The following is a 16,544-nucleotide window of genomic DNA, read 5'->3' on the forward strand; positions in this document are numbered from 1 at the left end:
GCGAGGCGAGGCGCGCAACGCGCTGGCCAGGGCGGTCTTCTTCTACCGATTGGGTGAAATCCGCGACCGCAGTTTTGAGCAGCAGCGCTACCGGGCCAGCGGCCTCAATCTGGTGACGGCGGCCATCGTGTTGTGGAACACGGTCTATCTGGAGCGTGCCACCAGTGCTTTGCGTGCCCACGGCATGGCGCTGGACGACACGTTGCTGCAATATCTGTCCCCGCTGGGGTGGGAGCATATCAACCTGACCGGCGATTACCTATGGCGCAGCAGTGCCAAGGTCGGTGCGGGGAAGTTCAGGCCATTGCGACCGCTGCCACCGGCTTAGCGTGCTTTATTTTCCGTTTTCTGAGACGACCCCTATCAAAACGGTTTCCAACCGACTGTAATTTTTACTTCTCTTGACTCTATAGCGGCTATAGAGTTTACAATTGCGATCAATAATCATTAGCGATTCATGAATAAGAGAACACCGAGATGTTTGATTGCAGATTGCAACGCCTGAAACGAGCCACCCTTCATGCCATCATATTTCTGATGCTGCCACTTTCTCTATCTGCCGGGGCGAATGAAGCTGAGATCCCAGACAACGTTACTCAACTCCGGCAACTGGCACAGCTCGCTGAATACATAGGCGTTGATTATGCCGAAGCGGTGAAAAACGGTCAGGTAATTAATGACAATGAATATCAGGAGATGGTGGAGTTTTCACAACTGATTGTTAGCAAGAGCTCGCTGGCCGCCACTGCTGATGCAGAGTCACTCGCAGTGCAAGCAATGGCATTGCAGAGGGCCATCCATGATAAGAAAGGTGTTGATGAGATCCGTCAAATGAGTGCCAGCCTACGCGGCACATTGTTGGGATTGATGCCACATTTATCCCTGCCGGAACGGATATTACCTCAAGAAAAAATCCGGCCGGTATTTGAGACTAACTGCGGATCTTGCCATGGAGTATCTGGTCAAGGTGACGGAGTGCTGGCAGCACAACTCGATCCCGCACCCACGGACTTTACCGATAAAGAGCGGGCATTAAATCGATCAATTTTGGGTTTATACGACGCCATTACCAATGGCATTGACGACACCGCCATGCCATCTTTTCAACAACTAACGGAGCAAGAGCGTTGGTCAATGGCATTCTATGTCGGTGGACTCGCTTTTCAATCCAGCGAACCTACTCACAATGATTTGAATATTACCAAACTGCAGCTGATTAATCACAACCCACTGCAACTGGCAGCAGCACGCCCTGATATAACCCTACAAGCTTTGGAGAGTTTACGCGCTAACCCCTCGGCATTATTCAAGGCATCCCAAGATCCCTTGGCAATCACATGGAATCGACTTCAAGCCGCCCAAAAAGCGCATCAGAAGGGAGATTTTTCAACCGCAAGTGAACTCGCCGTCAGTGCTTATCTGGACGGTTTTGAACTGATTGAAAACAGCCTCGATGCGCATGACAAAGCACTGCGCCAATCCATCGAGTCCAACATGATGGCACTACGACAATTGACCAGCCGCCCCGACGTAAACGGAGAATTGGGTGCGCTAATGGCGGAGACGCGGCATTTGTTGGATGACGCACAACGTTTGTTATCAGAGTCCACCTTGTCCGAAGGAACTTTATTCACTGCTAGTCTGGTCATATTGTTGCGCGAAGGCCTGGAGGCATTGCTGGTTATCATTGCCTTAACGACGGTTTTGATAAGAACCGGGCGTCGGGATGCGCTTAAATATGTCCACATAGGCTGGATTGCGGCATTACTTGCCGGTGGTGCCACCTGGATCGCCGCTCAATCGTTGATCACGATCAGTGGTGCCAATCGTGAAATCATGGAGGGAATTGCCGCTTTATTGGCCGCGTTGGTACTGCTCTATGTTGGGATCTGGATGCATAGCAAAACCCAGGCTGCACAATGGCAAGCCTACATTCAGCAACATGTCGATACCCAACTTAAGTCTGGCACCTTGTGGGGGCTGGTGGCGTTGGCATTTGTGGCGGTTTACCGGGAGGTGTTTGAAACCGTATTATTTTATCAATCGCTGTTAACGCAGGCGGTATCAACCCAATATTCTTCTGTTGGTGGTGGCTTTGCGCTCGGTTTGTTGCTGTTAGCCATATTGGCGTGGGTGTTGATTCGCTTTTCCGTCAAGCTGCCGATCGCCAAATTCTTTTCAGCCACCACCTACTTGCTGCTAGCGCTGGCATTTGTCCTGATGGGCAAAGCTGTGTCGGCATTACAGGAGGCGGCCATCATCGGTATGACGCCATTACCTGTGAGTTTTGAGATTGACTGGATTGGCGTCAAATCCACCTGGCAAGGCGTGCTTGCGCAACTTTCGGTACTTCTGGTTTACCTGGTATTTTTAATACTATCCAAATCAAAACGCGCAACATCACCGCCGATAACACAGGCGTCCGATTTCAAGCGCGTAAGTGTTACCGCTTCTGATGCTGATTAGTGGTTAACGTTTGCAAGATGCCGCACTGTTCGATCGTCCTTTCACTGGAGCAGCTGCGGCGAAGTACTTTCAAATGCTCGCGCAGCTGAACCAGCTCCTGAATGCGCGTTTCCACTTGTTGAATGTGCGTATCCATCATGCGATTGACTTGATCACATTGCGCACCCGGTGAGCGTTTTAATGTGAGTAGCTGGCGGATCTCGGACAAACTGAGATCCAGGTTACGGCAGAGCTTGATAAATAGCAGCTGTTCGACAGCAGCTTCATCGTAAAGTCGAAAATTGCCGTCACTACGCTGTGTCGTGCACAGCAACTGTTCTTTTTCATAGTAACGGATAGTTTGCACCGAGCAATCCGTCTTTTTTGCCAGCTCGCCAATCTTCATTTATTCAATCTCTGTGCTTGACTCTATAGTAACTATAGAGTTTAAACTGCCCACCTTGGATAGAACAAGGGTTTTTTATGACGACCACATGCGGTGGCAATTGCCAAAATAACGCGACGGAGAACACTCCCCAAATTGCCGAAGTACACGACGCTTCTCATGGCGGCTTTGTTAGTGAGTATCATGTCCCCAAGATGGACTGTCCTTCAGAGGAAGGCATGATCCGTATGGCGTTGGACAGTGTGCATCCTAAAGTCACATTGGAATTCGATACCCCCAAGCGCAAGGTGAGTGTCTACCATGGTGATAACGCTGACCTTATTAAAAAAAGAATGCAATCAGTCGGTCTGGGCGCGAGACTTGTCAGTACAATGCCCGTCGCCAGCGAGTCCATCGCCCGTGCGCAGGCGTCTGCAAAACAGGAGGCAGAAAGAGAAGCTGGCATTCTCAAGTGGCTACTGGCAATCAATGGCATCATGTTTGTCATTGAAATTACTGTCGGCTGGTGGGCGCAATCCACTGGTTTGATTGCGGACTCCCTGGATATGTTCGCTGATGCCGCCGTCTACGGCGTGGCGCTGTATGCCGTAGGGCACAGTGTGCGGATGAAGTTGCGTGCAGCCCATTTTTCCGGTTGGCTTCAGATCATTCTCGCCTTGGGCGCTTTGGGCGAGGTGGTAAGGCGATTAGTATTGGGTAGTGAACCGGTTTCCACTTTGATGATGAGCTTCGGGCTTGTTGCCTTGGCGGCCAATGTGACCTGTCTGCTGTTGATTGCCAAAAGCCGGGATAGCGGCGCCCATATGAAAGCCAGCTGGATTTTCTCCGCCAATGACGTGATTGCCAATCTAGGGGTGATCCTTGCCGGTGGATTGGTGGCCTGGACGGGCTCACGTTATCCAGACTTGGTGATTGGCCTTATCATCGGTTTGATTGTGTTGAATGGTGCGCGCCGTATCTTGCAGCTCAAGTCCTGAGCCGAGCACAATATGAACAACAAGCAATGGTCTTTTTTTGATAACTCGCCAATAAAAATCCTCGACCTGGCTCGCTTTGATAAGCGGATAACAGGTAAACGAAAGGCGCTGGGACAATCGGGGATTGAATCCGTAATCAAGGGTGGACTGCTTCGCAGTTTATTCCATTTCATTGGGGTTATGTTCGGTTTATGAGTCGAAAAGCACTGTCTTATCTGCTGTTACTCTTGATTGCACTGCAATCAGTGACAGCGATGGCTGACGTGCATCCCATTAATTATTCGGATACAGCCCCTTATTCCTCTGATTTCATCGATGGCTCATCATCGGGAGTACTGGATAGCTCGACCGCTACTGATCCCACTGATCAGAATATGTCCACTGACTGCCTGTTTCATTGCCATCACCATGGCTGCCATTGCCATGTCTATTTATCCGGTAACCTGACTCACCCAAACTTTTTGCATAAACATTCGTTGCATAACGACTCTCAAGCCCTCATTCCCGAGGCCCCATCCTCGTCGCTGTACCGCCCTCCAATCGCCTGATTTTACCGATTATGTTTTTTCTGTGTTGCCGTTATCGTTGCAACGCGCGGTTTGAATTATCTTAAATAAGTAGGATCTACCATATGCTATCAATACGTACTGCGCCGGGTTCTGGCGCTTTGGGGCGGAGGAATATCAAAAGCCGATGTATTCTGTTCAGTTTATTATTTTTCATTTCTTCGTCGGGGCTTAGCGCCGAGCCTGGGGACTCAACGATCACGCTGACCAATGCGGTGCAGCGCTCCCTGTCACAAAACCCGTCTTTGAAAGTTTTTCCCTACCGCTACGCAGCCCTTCAAGGGCAGGCCGAAACAGCCGGGTTAAGACCGGCGTATGAGCTGGGATTTGACGCTGAAAATGTCGGGGGCACTGGGGACTTCAGCGGTGCAGGTGGTGCTGAACTCACCATTGCGCTGTCTTCGGTCATCGAAATGGGGGATAAGCGCGCGGCACGGCAAGGCGTAATCTCCCACAGTCGGTCGGTGCTCAATGCCAGCCGACAGGTGGAATCCTTGGCCTTATTGGGCGAAGTCACCCGCCGTTACGTCGATGTGCTAGCGGCACAGGAGCAGGTCACCCTGGCTGGCGAGGCCGCCCAGTTGGCGAGCGAGAGCTTACGCATTGTGAAAAAGCGGGCTACGGCGGGAGCGACACCCGAGGCGGAAGTCAAACGGGCACAGGCCGCTGCCGAGCAAGCGAAGCTCGCTTTGCTTTCGGAGCAGCAACGGCTTGCTTATTTGAAAGTGTCGTTGTCTGCCCTGTGGGGGGTAACCTCACCGGACTTTGACAAAGTGGAAGGTGATCTATTCCAGTTTGGCGAGGACGTGGCATTCGACCTGTTGTACGCCAAAGTTGAAAAAAATCCTGCGATAGAAGTATTCGCAGCAGAGTCCCGCCTCAAAGAAGCAGAAATACGCCTTGCTCAAACCCAATCCAGTGCCGATATCAGTTGGTCGGTGGGGGTTCGTCGCTTGCAGGAAACCGATGACACCGCGTTGGTAGCGGGTTTCAGCATGCCGTTGTTTTCCGGCAAGCGAAATGTCGGCGCCGTTTCGACCGCGTTGGCCGAAAAAAATCAGGTGTTGGCAGAGCGCGATGTAATGCTGCTGGATCTACACACGCAACTGTTCCGGGCTTTTCACAACCGCAAACAAGCCATTGTCGCGGTAGAGGCACTGCGCACCGCCATCATTCCCGCCCTTGAGCAGGCCCTGGTAGAAACTCAGGCGGCCTATCAACGCGGTCGCTACGGGTATCTCGACTATGTCAGCGCGCGGCAGGAATTATTGAGCGCCAGGCGCACCCAGATCGAAGCGGCCGCAGCCGCCTTAACCTATGGTGCAGAAATTGAGCAGCTAACAGCAGAGCCCTTGGCCTTGACACAGTATGGCGAAGACAACACATTTTCAGGAACCCCACAATGAAATCAAATACCCAGTTAAAAAAATCATTTATCCGTCTAATTACGTGTTGCTTTGCGATCACCCTGTTGTCTGGACAAACTTTCGCCGAGACGGGTCACGGAGAAGAGGAAGAGCACGGTGAAGAAGGCCACGTCGAGCTGACCCAGGAGCAGATAAAACGTGCCGGCATTACGCTGGCAACCGTTACCTCGGGCACCATCCGCGATGTTTTGCCAGTATATGGCGTCGTCGCCACCAACGCAGAGCGTGTACAGTCGGTAACGGCACGCTTCGACGGCGTTATTCGGGAAGTTAAAAAAAGTGTTGGTGATCCGGTTCGCAAAGGCGAACCCCTGGTGACTGTGGAAGCGAATGAAAGTCTGAAAACCTATTCGATAGTATCCGCACTCAATGGTGCCGTTACCCAGCGGAATGCAAACGCTGGCGAGCACACTACGGATATCCCGTTGTTGGTAGTACAGGATTTCTCAACGGTTTGGGTGGAGCTGTCGGTTTTTCCCAAGGATGTTGCTCAGGTTGAATTAGGCCAGCGGGTTCGCATTCTCAGTCTCGATTCGACCCATATCGCAGAGGGAAAAATCATCTATATTGCGCCGCTTGGCCAAACTGGTAATCAGGCCATTATGGCGCGCGCTTTGATCGACAACCCGAATGGCATTTGGAAACCCGGTCTCTTTGTCAACGCGCAAATCACCCGCGCCGAAATAGCCGCTCCAATGGTGATCCGCAACGAAGCCTTGCAAATCGTCGAGGATAACCCTGTCGTTTTTGTTCGGGGTGAGGAAGGTTTTGAAGCACGTACAGTGACTTTGGGACGCACCGACGGCGAGCTAAGCGAAGTAGTGTCCGGCCTGTCCGCAGATGAAGTGTATGTCAGCAACAACAGTTTTATTTTGAAAGCGGAATTGGGTAAAGGGGAGGTTGGCGATGATGATTAATCACTTCCTGAAAGACATTCTGCATACCATCGGCCGGAACAGCATTTTCATTGCCGCTCATCGAAGGAGTGTCTGATGATCGATAAACTGATTCAATTTTCCATCGCACGCCGTTGGCTGGTGATGTTTCTGGTGCTGGTAACTGGTGCCCTGGGTGTCTGGAACTATCAGCACCTACCCATCGACGCGGTACCCGATATCACCAATGTCCAGGTGCAAATCAATACCGAAGCTCCCGGCTACTCACCGCTGGAAGTGGAGCAACGCATTACGTACTTGGTGGAACTGGCGATCACAGGGCTGCCCCACGTGGAGAGTACACGTTCGGTATCACGCTATGCTCTGTCCCAAGTGACCGTGGTGTTTGAAAAAGGCACGGACATTTACTTTGCCCGCAATCTTATCAACGAGCGCTTGCAGCAGGCAAAAAGCGAGATGCCTTCAGGAATCGGTCCGGTGATGGGGCCCGTTGCCACAGGACTCGGTGAAATCTTTCACTATGCAGTGCATGCGAAACCGGGCGCCTTGCAAGAAAATGGTGAGCCCTATGATGCGACGGCCTTACGTACCTTGCAGGATTGGGTGATCCGTCCGCAGTTACGCCTGGTTCCCGGCGTCACCGAAGTCAATACCATTGGCGGCTTCGAGAAGCAGTTCCACATCACGCCGGAACCTTCAAGACTGCTGGCCTACCAGCTCAGCTTTGATGATTTAGTAGCGGCACTGGAGAAAAACAACGCTAATATCGGTGCTGGCTATATTGAAAAAAATGGTGAGCAATATTTAATCCGCGCCCCCGGACAGGTGGCTGACATCCCTGCGATCGAAAAAATCATCGTCGCTCGTCGAGCCGGGTTACCCATTACCGTGGCTGATGTGGCCGAGGTCGGATTCGGCAAAGAGTTGCGCACAGGTGCCGCTACTCGCGATGGTGAGGAGACTGTATTGGGTACCGCCGTCATGCTGCTGGGAGGTAATAGTCGGACGGTTTCCCAGGATGTGTCGGCCAAGTTGTTGGAGATCAATAAGACGCTGCCCGAGGGCGTGATTGCCGAACCGGTTTATAACCGTACGGTACTGGTCGATAAAACCATTGCCACGGTGCAGGCCAACCTGGCCGAAGGTGCGGTATTGGTTGTCGTCGTGCTCCTGATCATGCTCGGCAACGTCCGGGCGGCCTTACTCACCGCAATGGTGATTCCATTGTCGATGTTGATGTTGATGACGGGCATGGTGCAAACCAAGGTCAGCGCCAATCTGATGAGTTTGGGCGCACTCGATTTTGGCTTGATTGTGGATGGTGCGGTGATCATTGTCGAAAACTGTATCATGCGCTTGGCTGGGCGACAGCATCATCTTGGGCGCACCTTAAAACTGGATGAGCGTTTTCAAACGGTGTTTGCGGCCACCCGCGAGGTTTTTGCGCCGAGTTTGATCAGCGTGTTAGTGGTGATTCTGGTGAACTTACCCATCCTGGCTTTGACGGGCGTGGAAGGCAAAATGTTTACGCCCATGGCTATGGCGGTGATCATGGCCTTGCTGTCTGCGTTGGTGCTGTCACTCACCTTCGTCCCTGCCGCCGTGGCGCTGTTTATGACGGGGCATATCGAGGAGAAGGACAATTTTATTGTTCGCCACTCCAAACGGTTTTACGCCCCGGTTTTGGCGTGGGCGCTAAAGTTTCGCGTTCTCGTATTGTCTGCGGCCCTGATCTTTGTGGTTTTGGTCGGCGCACTGGCCACGCGGATGGGGACGGAATTTATCCCTAATCTGGATGAGGGCGATATTGCCGTCCAGGCACTGCGAATACCCGGCACCAGTCTCACTCAATCCCTGGATATGCAGTTTCAACTGGAAAAAGCGGTTCTGGAAATCCCTGAAGTCAAAACCTACTTCGCGCGCGTCGGCACGGCCGAAGTTGCCAGTGACCCCATGGGGCCCAACATTTCCGATGGCTATGTCATGCTCAGGGATCGCAGTGAATGGCCCGATCCTGATAAAACCAAAGCGCAGCTGTTGGAAGAAATTGGTGAGAAACTGACGTTGTTGCCGGGAAATGCCTATGAGATCAGCCAGCCGATCCAACTGCGCTTCAATGAATTGATTTCTGGTGTGCGATCAGACCTCGGGATCAAGGTGTTCGGCGATGATTTGGACCAGCTGCTTAAATCGGGCAGCGAAATCGCGGCGGTATTGACTGGCATCGAGGGCGCCGAAGGGGTTAAGGTCGAGCAGGTGTCTGGGTTACCTATTCTGTCCATTAATGCGGATCGTTCAGCCCTGTATCGTTATGGTTTGAATGTCGCCGATGTACAGGACGTGGTCGCCGCCGCCACGGGTGGTGAGGAAGCCGGCCTGATCTTTGAGGGCGACCAGCGGTTTTCGATAGTGGTGCGAGTGGCCGAGGGCATAAGGGGCGACTTGCGCGCGTTGGAACGTTTGCCGATACCGCTGCCAGAGGGCGGCTACGTACCGCTGCGGGAAGTGGCCAGTCTCACGCTGGCCCCTGGACCTAATCAGATCTCTCGCGAAAACGGCAAGCGGCGACTGGTTGTCAGCGCGAACGTTCGCGGTCGTGATTTGGGTGGTTTTGTGGCTGAAGTTCAGGGCAAAGTTGCGCAGCAGGTGAAATTGCCGCCCGGCTATTGGCTGGAGTATGGAGGCACCTTTGAGCAACTGCAATCGGCCTCGCAGCGGTTAAGCCTGCTTGTCCCCGTCACTTTGGTGATGATTTTTGCACTGTTGATGATGACCTTTGGTTCGGCAAAAGATGCGGCATTGGTCTTCAGTGGCGTACCGCTGGCGCTGACCGGTGGCGTTATCGCCTTGTGGTTAAGAGATATTCCCCTCTCGATCACAGCCGGCGTTGGGTTTATTACCTTATGCGGGGTTTCTGTACTGACGGGGGTCATGATGGTGTCGGCCTTTCGAGATGAGCTCAATCGGGGTGAATCCGTCGAGCAGGCGATTCAGGGCGGCGCCATGTTGAGATTGCGGCCGATTTTGATGGTCGCTCTGGTGGCTGCATTAGGCTTCTTGCCGATGGCACTCAACACCAGCACTGGAGCAGAAGTCCAAAGACCACTGGCCACGGTAGTCATCGGCGGCATTATCTCATCCACGTTACTCACTCTATTGGTACTTCCCGGCCTTTATCGACTGGCTTGGCGAAAGCCAAAAGAGATTGATGACAACGGCGATCCGATCGCTCAGTGACACCCTCAGGATCGCGGCAAGTATCCTCTTGCCGCGATCCATCTAACAGTAATAGCGAATTTTTTTGGAGTATTTACATGAAACAAATTACCGCCTTTATCCACCACGTTCGATCCGCCGATGTCATCGACGCACTGCGTGACGCAGGTTACAAAAACCTATCGCTACTCGACATCAAGGGTACTTTGAAGCCCCTCGGAGAGCGGGAATTGGCCTATTCTGCCGAAGCTGGCGTGGTTATCTCAGAAGTACAATTATCTCTGGTCTGTGATGACAATCAGGTGGATGAGGTGACGGCTATCATACGCAAAACCGGGAAAATCGGACCCAACATATCCGGTTGGGTATACGTCACCCCTGTCGAGCAAGCGCTACCGATTGGAGGAAAAGAAAATTAACTTCATGGCGAACTCTAACCCGACAAACACCTTTTGTGGTTGGCTGTGTCTTTCCGGTTTGATATTACTGATGGACCAGGCGAGTAAGTATGCCGTTGAGCGTACGATAGAGTACGGTGAGCGCGTGGAGATTAACTCAATTCTTAATATCGTACACATGATGAATCCTGGGGCTGCATTCAGCTTGCTAGCTGATGCTGGTGGCTGGCAACGCTATTTCTTTATTGCATTAGCCTCTGGCGTATCGATTTGGTTGGTTTGGACAATGCGGCGGCGTCCAACTCGGCTTGAAGCGGCGAGCTATTCGATGCTGCTTGGTGGTGCATTGGGCAACCTGGTTGATCGTGTATGGCGTGGATCGGTAGTGGACTTTCTTGATTTTCACTGGAGCTATTCTCATTGGCCAGCATTCAATCTGGCTGATACAGCGATATTCATAGGGGTATGTATTTTTATTGTGAGTATCATAGGTAGTAGGAATCATCAAGTTCATGATGAAGGCGATAACAGCGACCATGAAAACAACAAAGGAATGAGGTAAGTGGAGAACACGCTCCCGCTGTGGCATGTGGAGCGTGTTCTCGGATTTATCAATTACTAAATAACCTCATGTCTTGTCCCGTTGAAAAGGCTGCATCAACTGTTGCCAATAGTCAGCTGGATAATTCGGCGTTGAAGCGATACCAAGATCCTTAGTACCGATCGTTCGTTCAGAGTCAAAATAAGCCGTTCCCAACAGGCGATCCGTCAAGGTGGTAAAAAGCCCGAAGTTCACATCGCCTTCTTCTGCCGTATTTAAGTGGTGGAAACGATGCACCGCGTTGATTGCGAGAACCCTCCTCAGCGGTCCAGTAAAATACGCCACGTTCGAGTGCTGCAATAGTAATTGAAGCACTACTGCAACCACCAACAACATCAGGACATTTTGTGGCACTCCTACAAAGAGCAATGGTGTCGTTCCTGCGACGGTTTCTATCAATTGATGCAATGGATGTTTCATAAGACCATTAAAACCGTATAGCCGTTTTACGCTGTGATGAACGGCATGAAGGCGCCACAGTGAAGAGAGGCGATGACTGGCAAAATGCGCCAGGGTGATGCCAACATCAGAAATGAGGATCGCCAATAGTAACTGGAAAGCCAGCGGCCACCCGGAAGGCCATATCGGTGCCAAGACCAGCAAGCCACCAAATAACGGGAGTACAGCAACGCCAATAACATTAAGTGACTCGTTCATAAAGGCGTGAAGAAGATCGCGTCGCTGATCTTGTTGCGGTTCATTAAACTCACGATCATAGGGTGTCAGTTTTTCGGTGGCGAAGGAAATTCCTATAAATACCAAGATCAAAAATACCAGCCAACCGTGGTTGAAACCCTCGGTAACAAGATAGATAGCGACGCCATTTCCGACGAGCAAAAACAACGGCAAATACAGGAGCCTAACCAACCACGTTATGCTACGAATCATTTTAACACTCCTCGCTGATTGAGAGTGTTCAGCATCTCATGTTTACACGTAGCCACATTGAACGAAAGTGCTGTTTATTCTGACAAAAGCCGTTGAATAACTGCCGGGGAAACGCCAAAAGCCTCGGTAACAGACCGGCAGAAATGGGCCTGATCGGAAAATCCCGATGCAATTGCCGCATCGGTGAGTGACATTTGGCGTGATAACTCAAACCCCGTTAATAGTTTTAACCACTTTTTATAGCTGCGTAAAGGTAAGCCGGTGCTTTCGGAAAACCAGTGGGAAAAACGACTTGGGGAAAGACGAACTTTCTTTGCCAACTCTGCTCTAGAGATTGATCGCCCATCCATGGCTTCGGCATGTAATGCTTTTAAAATGTGGCTCAATCTGCTCTTTGGATCAGATGTTTGATCGTGCCGGTAGTGACGCTCGAAAGCCTCCAGTTCGAATGAAAGGTTTTCCGTGGCAGTAAAGCGAGATAAACACGCTGTATTGAATTCCTCACGGAGTGTCCCAATGGGTTGCATCAACGGATTTTTTATGTGAGGCAGCAAGGCTTTGCAAATATCATGGGTTGGATCGATATAAATACACAGTACCTCGGCCATTATCAATTGATGAGTAACTCCAGCCGGTATCCATAACCCCTTTTCTTTGTGCCGTGTTTCGCTGGAAATGACTTCAACGTTTGCATCTAAACCGATCGCGATTTGATGCGCCCAATGTTTATGGGGCTTATTGTCTCCTGACTCGCCGAGGAACGCACCGATACCTGGTGTTATCGCTACTGAGCCGCGCCATGGGTTCACTAAAGTATTTGTTGTGATCATTACCCTATCTCTACAAAGGCAGCTTTTCATTGTAGTTGACTGTCTATAAGCGCTTGCAACTTTTCTAGGAGGATAAATGAGGCATTATTGGTGAATTGCTGTCCTTCTTCGATGTACTCCCATACGGTAGCGTCGCTCTTCCAGCCGCCTTGTTTCTTAATAAACTCAAAGTCGATTTTTTCCCTCGCTGCCGATGTAGAGAGGCCACGCCGAAAGCTATGGCTGCTCAAGTCCGGCACGAAATCGAACTGACAGGCGTTGCCCAGAGTCTTGAGTAATTGATTAATGCCACCGGGATTCAGTGCTTTGGGTTGAACCTTATCCCAACGGTTAACGGGACGAAAAACCGGACCTTCATTGATATCAGCCAATTCTATCCAGTTCTTCATGGCCATAGCAGGACAGCAGCCTGGTGCACCGAAAGGTAATGCTCGCACTAAGCCCATGGCTTGTTGATCGGTCTTGGAACGAGACAGCCGGATGAGAAGTCCTTCTGGTTCCCACACCAGATCACCGATTTGAATGGCCACCAATTCGCTACGACGAAAGGCGCCAAAAAAGCCGGTCAACACCAGCGCGATATCCCGCTGTTTCTTTTTGGTGTCAGGCAGTTGCCGCAAGTGATTCACCATCTGGGCAATGTGCTCCAAACGTAATGCCTTGGCTTTGCGTTTGGGTTGGCCTTGAGTACGACGAACGCCTTCCATGGTTTTGCGGACCAACGGATCGCTTACCGGATCGATGAGCCCTTGGTAATGGTGCCATTGGCTAATGGCGGTCAGGTGCAGATCCAGGGTCCGGGGGTTGAGCGATTCGGCTCTGGCCAGCAGGTAACGCACGACAGTATCCCGATCCGAGGGCAGGCGACCACCCCATTTTTCAAATTGGCGAATGGCCGAGCGGTAGGCTTTGCGCGTGTTGTCGGACGTCGCTGCCTGGAGGTAGTGCCGCAATGATTCGGCTTCCTGACGTTCAATCAGGGTCGATTCCTCATTACGTAATGGCAAGTTGCTAGCCGGTTTTGGCGGTTTGTTGTTCATGAATAGGATTTCCTTCGATGTCGCTCAAAAGGCGGCTATGTACCGGCGTTACAAGTCGAAAATTTACGTCAAGATCCATTAACCTACGATAAGTTAGATTATCGTAGGTTAATATCTGGGATTCAAGGAATCTTGAAAAACACTAATATAATGGTATATTACGTGTTATGTAATATGTTACTAAATAATCCGAGAGGAATCACCATGGCCCGTGCCGGAGTCACTTATCACGATATCGCTAAAACCGCTGAAGTCATTAAAACACATGGCCAGGAACCCACGGTGGATAGGGTGCGCGAACACCTGGGCACCGGCAGCAAAAGCACCATCGCGCCATTGCTCAAGCGTTGGCGGTCGGACAATGGGGAGGCAGCCGATATCAGTGGACTGCCGAACGACTTGATCGAAGTGGTAAAGTCCCTGCATGAGCGGGTACAGCAGATGGCCGACCACCGTATCGAACAAGCTCGCCAGGAATTCGAAACTTTAAAGGAAGAACTCCGCAAAGAGTTGACCTATGCCAACAACACCATCGCGCAAATTACTGCCCGACAACGGGACCTTGAGAACCAGATAGCACGAATTACCGAGGAAAAAAGCCTACAAGACAAGTCCCTGGAAGACGCGCGTGTCAGCCTGGCAAAGGCCGAGTCTCAGCGGGACGAAGCGCTTACGCGAGCCAACGACTTGAAGGAGAGTATCAGTGAACTCAGGCAAGAAAACCGGGATATTCGCGATCATTTCGAACATTACCAGCAGCGTACTGCCGAAGACCGCCAGCAGGAGCGCGAACAGTTCCATTCAGTTAACCAGGGGCTGAAGGATCAGATCTCGGATCTGCAACACCGGCTCGCCCAGGCTGAGTCGAGAGCGTCAGAGCTGTATAACTCCAATGCGCAGTTACAACGACATGCCGATGAATTAAAACAGGCCAATGCGGCGCTAAATAGCGACCTGAAGGGAAAGATAGAAGATATCCAGAACCTAAAACACGAGTATGAAGAAGCCGTGACAAGCTGCCGGGAATACCAGTATAAAAATGATCAATTGGCGGAAAGCATGGCCGTGCTCACCACTCAGAAAGCTGATATCGAAAAGCAAGTGGCCGTGTTATCCCACGCATTGGAGACCACCAAAGCAGAACTGAAAACCGCCCAGGATAAAGTGGCATTTCTGACCGATGAGAATAAGGTGATTCTTCAGGAAAAAGCAGTGATCCAAGGGCAGTTTAAACAGCTTCAAAGTTCGCTATAACGATTTAATGGATGTGTTTTGATCGTCTGGCTGCAAATGCAGAAATCGTTGCCAGCCCCTAAACGAGCAAACTTGGCAAATTTGTCGGTTCTTCCACAAGACCCTGCAGGCCAAGGAGAAGCATCGATTCGACCAACGTCAGGTGGAAAAAGAATATTGATATTCCTACATATTATCAATGTGTTATAGGTTTTGCGGCTAAATTCAACGCTTTTACCGGCCGAATGCAGCCGAACCTCAAATACAGGGATTAACGGCTATCAAACGAAAACCTACGGTTACGAGGGTGCCACAGGATTCAAAACCGTAGGTTTTCGTTCAAATGCCCCCGCTGGTCCCAGACGAACAAAAACGCCGCAAATCATTGCGGCGTTTTGTTATCCTAAGTAAATGATTATTTAACGAAATAGCGACCGAGCTAATACTTAACGTCTTGAAACATCGACACTCGCACCCACATTCTCAGCCTCTAACACAGTTACGGCCTTCGGACTTAGCTTGGTACAGTGCTTTATCGGCGCGACTAAACAGCGTTTCAGCATCATCCCCCTGTTGCAATGAGGCCATCCCAATCGAGACAGTAATCGCGCCAAGGGAAAGCTTTTTGTCTTTCCCTACCGTTAAGCGTCGCTCAGAAATACGTTCACGCAGATTTTCAGCCACTTGCAATGCGTCGTGAAAATGGGTGTTAGGTAGCACCACCACAAATTCTTCGCCGCCATAACGCGCAACAAAGTCATCCCCACGCACACATTGCTTTAAGGCTAATGCGACATAGGCCAATACTTTATCGCCGGTCAAATGGCCATAGGTGTCGTTAAAGGCTTTAAAGTTATCGATATCAATCAGTAAGAGACTACAGCGGGTCTGGTGATCTTGTGAACGGTAGATTTGATCCTGAATACTCAATTCATAGGCGCGGCGATTATGCAGAGACGTTAATTGGTCTGTCATAGCCGCGAGGCTAAGATTTTCCATTTCAGATTTAAGATTTTGTACTTCTTGACCCATGGTACACAGACTTTGCTCCATCTCACGGTTGTTGATAAGTAGCATCTGCATCTCATCGACCACACCATCAACCAGCTCGTTCAAGGTATTGATATCGGGATTAGTCTGTAATCGCAAACCAAACTCGGCTAATGAGCCAGAAAATGCCGCGGTTCCTTGACTCAACTGGCTGATTTTATTCAGCAGGCTATTGATCAAGATTTGTGTTTCAATCTGAACATTTTCAATTACTTCTGGTGACTGTTCTTGGATAAAGGTTTTATAAAGACTGGTATTAACTTCCTTGGTAAAAGAGACAGAATTCGCCAAAAAACCATCAATCGCGCGATTTAAATCGAGATTTGTGCCTGCAAAATATTCATACCAAACAGTGTAATTTTCAGGAGTAACAGGAATATCGAGGGCAGACATTTGCGGCACGGCCAAACGTAAAATTTGCGCGGCAGAATCAAGTTCTTTATTTTCTGCAGTAGAAGACATAAATCGCGAACCATAGATTTGTTATGTTTTTGTATATATTAAGTTAACTCAACTGATTCGATTTGGATATGAGAGAAATCAATTATTATGACAGGGAGCAAAAGAAAAG

14 protein-coding genes are annotated in these 16,544 nt (G+C 50.5%); 9 read left to right on the plus strand and 5 right to left on the minus strand.

The features are described 5' to 3' along the window. Both L5M11_RS08090 and L5M11_RS08095 read left to right on the plus strand, forming a co-directional pair. Positions 1-328, plus strand: a 328-nt coding sequence (locus L5M11_RS08090; protein WP_263191832.1) for a Tn3 family transposase, incomplete at its 5' end; no start/stop codon positions are given. 149 nt (positions 329-477) lie between these two features. After that, the gene (locus L5M11_RS08095) at positions 478-2,466 is read left to right on the plus strand and encodes a cytochrome c/FTR1 family iron permease (protein ID WP_105935173.1); all 1,989 of its coding nucleotides are present in this window, start codon (positions 478-480) and stop codon (positions 2,464-2,466) included. Here the strand turns inward: L5M11_RS08095 and cadR are convergent. Continuing rightward, positions 2,444-2,851 carry a Cd(II)/Pb(II)-responsive transcriptional regulator gene (cadR, locus tag L5M11_RS08100; protein ID WP_025265560.1) on the minus strand — a complete coding sequence of 136 codons (408 nt, stop codon included), beginning with the start codon at positions 2,849-2,851 and terminating at the stop codon, positions 2,444-2,446. The two genes, L5M11_RS08095 and cadR, sit on opposite strands and share 23 nt — an antisense overlap. A gap of 77 nt (positions 2,852-2,928) precedes the next feature. Here cadR and L5M11_RS08105 point away from each other — a divergent pair, with 77 nt between their 5' ends. The 6 genes from L5M11_RS08105 to lspA all read left to right on the plus strand — a co-directional run bounded on the left by L5M11_RS08105 (position 2,929) and on the right by lspA (position 10,893). Then, on the plus strand, positions 2,929-3,828 hold the full coding sequence (locus L5M11_RS08105; RefSeq protein WP_011711494.1) for a cation transporter: 900 nt from the start codon (positions 2,929-2,931) through the stop codon (positions 3,826-3,828). A 631-nt stretch (positions 3,829-4,459) separates the two neighbouring features. Beyond that, positions 4,460-5,800 (plus strand): TolC family protein, encoded by a 1,341-nt coding sequence (locus L5M11_RS08110; RefSeq protein WP_140907667.1) that lies wholly within the window; start codon positions 4,460-4,462, stop codon positions 5,798-5,800. Then, complete coding sequence (locus tag L5M11_RS08115; protein WP_109277768.1) at positions 5,797-6,738, plus strand: efflux RND transporter periplasmic adaptor subunit; 942 nt, start codon at positions 5,797-5,799, stop codon at positions 6,736-6,738. Before L5M11_RS08110 ends, L5M11_RS08115 begins: the two co-directional genes overlap by 4 nt. Before the next feature lie 75 nt (positions 6,739-6,813). Further along, a complete protein-coding gene (locus tag L5M11_RS08120) occupies positions 6,814-9,954 on the plus strand; it encodes an efflux RND transporter permease subunit (RefSeq protein WP_109277767.1) in 3,141 nt (1,046 codons plus the stop codon). Between the two features lie 77 nt (positions 9,955-10,031). Continuing rightward, the gene (locus L5M11_RS08125) at positions 10,032-10,352 is read left to right on the plus strand and encodes a P-II family nitrogen regulator (protein WP_105934546.1); all 321 of its coding nucleotides are present in this window, start codon (positions 10,032-10,034) and stop codon (positions 10,350-10,352) included. A 4-nt stretch (positions 10,353-10,356) separates the two neighbouring features. Beyond that, positions 10,357-10,893 carry a signal peptidase II gene (gene lspA / locus L5M11_RS08130; RefSeq protein ID WP_105934545.1) on the plus strand — a complete coding sequence of 179 codons (537 nt, stop codon included), beginning with the start codon at positions 10,357-10,359 and terminating at the stop codon, positions 10,891-10,893. Between the two features lie 66 nt (positions 10,894-10,959). On the opposite strand, the gene L5M11_RS08135 is transcribed toward lspA, so the two are convergent. The 3 genes from L5M11_RS08135 to L5M11_RS08145 form a co-directional block, all read right to left on the minus strand. Next, on the minus strand, positions 10,960-11,820 hold the full coding sequence (locus L5M11_RS08135; RefSeq protein WP_037431573.1) for a sterol desaturase family protein: 861 nt from the start codon (positions 11,818-11,820) through the stop codon (positions 10,960-10,962). Positions 11,821-11,894: 74 nt separating this feature from the next. Next, entirely contained in the window at positions 11,895-12,650 is a 756-nt protein-coding gene (locus L5M11_RS08140; protein ID WP_050991421.1) for a helix-turn-helix domain-containing protein, read from the minus strand. 26 nt (positions 12,651-12,676) lie between these two features. Further along, positions 12,677-13,690, minus strand: a complete 1,014-nt coding sequence (locus L5M11_RS08145) for a tyrosine-type recombinase/integrase (protein WP_037431571.1) — start codon at positions 13,688-13,690, stop codon at positions 12,677-12,679. Between the two features lie 204 nt (positions 13,691-13,894). Here L5M11_RS08145 and L5M11_RS08150 point away from each other — a divergent pair, with 204 nt between their 5' ends. Continuing rightward, positions 13,895-14,944, plus strand: a complete 1,050-nt coding sequence (locus L5M11_RS08150; protein WP_109277765.1) for a DNA-binding protein — start codon at positions 13,895-13,897, stop codon at positions 14,942-14,944. A 462-nt stretch (positions 14,945-15,406) separates the two neighbouring features. Here the strand turns inward: L5M11_RS08150 and L5M11_RS08155 are convergent, their stop codons facing one another. Next, on the minus strand, positions 15,407-16,435 hold the full coding sequence (locus L5M11_RS08155) for a GGDEF domain-containing protein (protein WP_028759897.1): 1,029 nt from the start codon (positions 16,433-16,435) through the stop codon (positions 15,407-15,409). Between the last annotated feature and the right edge of the window lie 109 nt (positions 16,436-16,544).

The organism is Shewanella sp. SM87, from assembly GCF_025653705.1.
Taxonomy (GTDB): Bacteria; Pseudomonadota; Gammaproteobacteria; order Enterobacterales; family Shewanellaceae; genus Shewanella; species Shewanella oncorhynchi.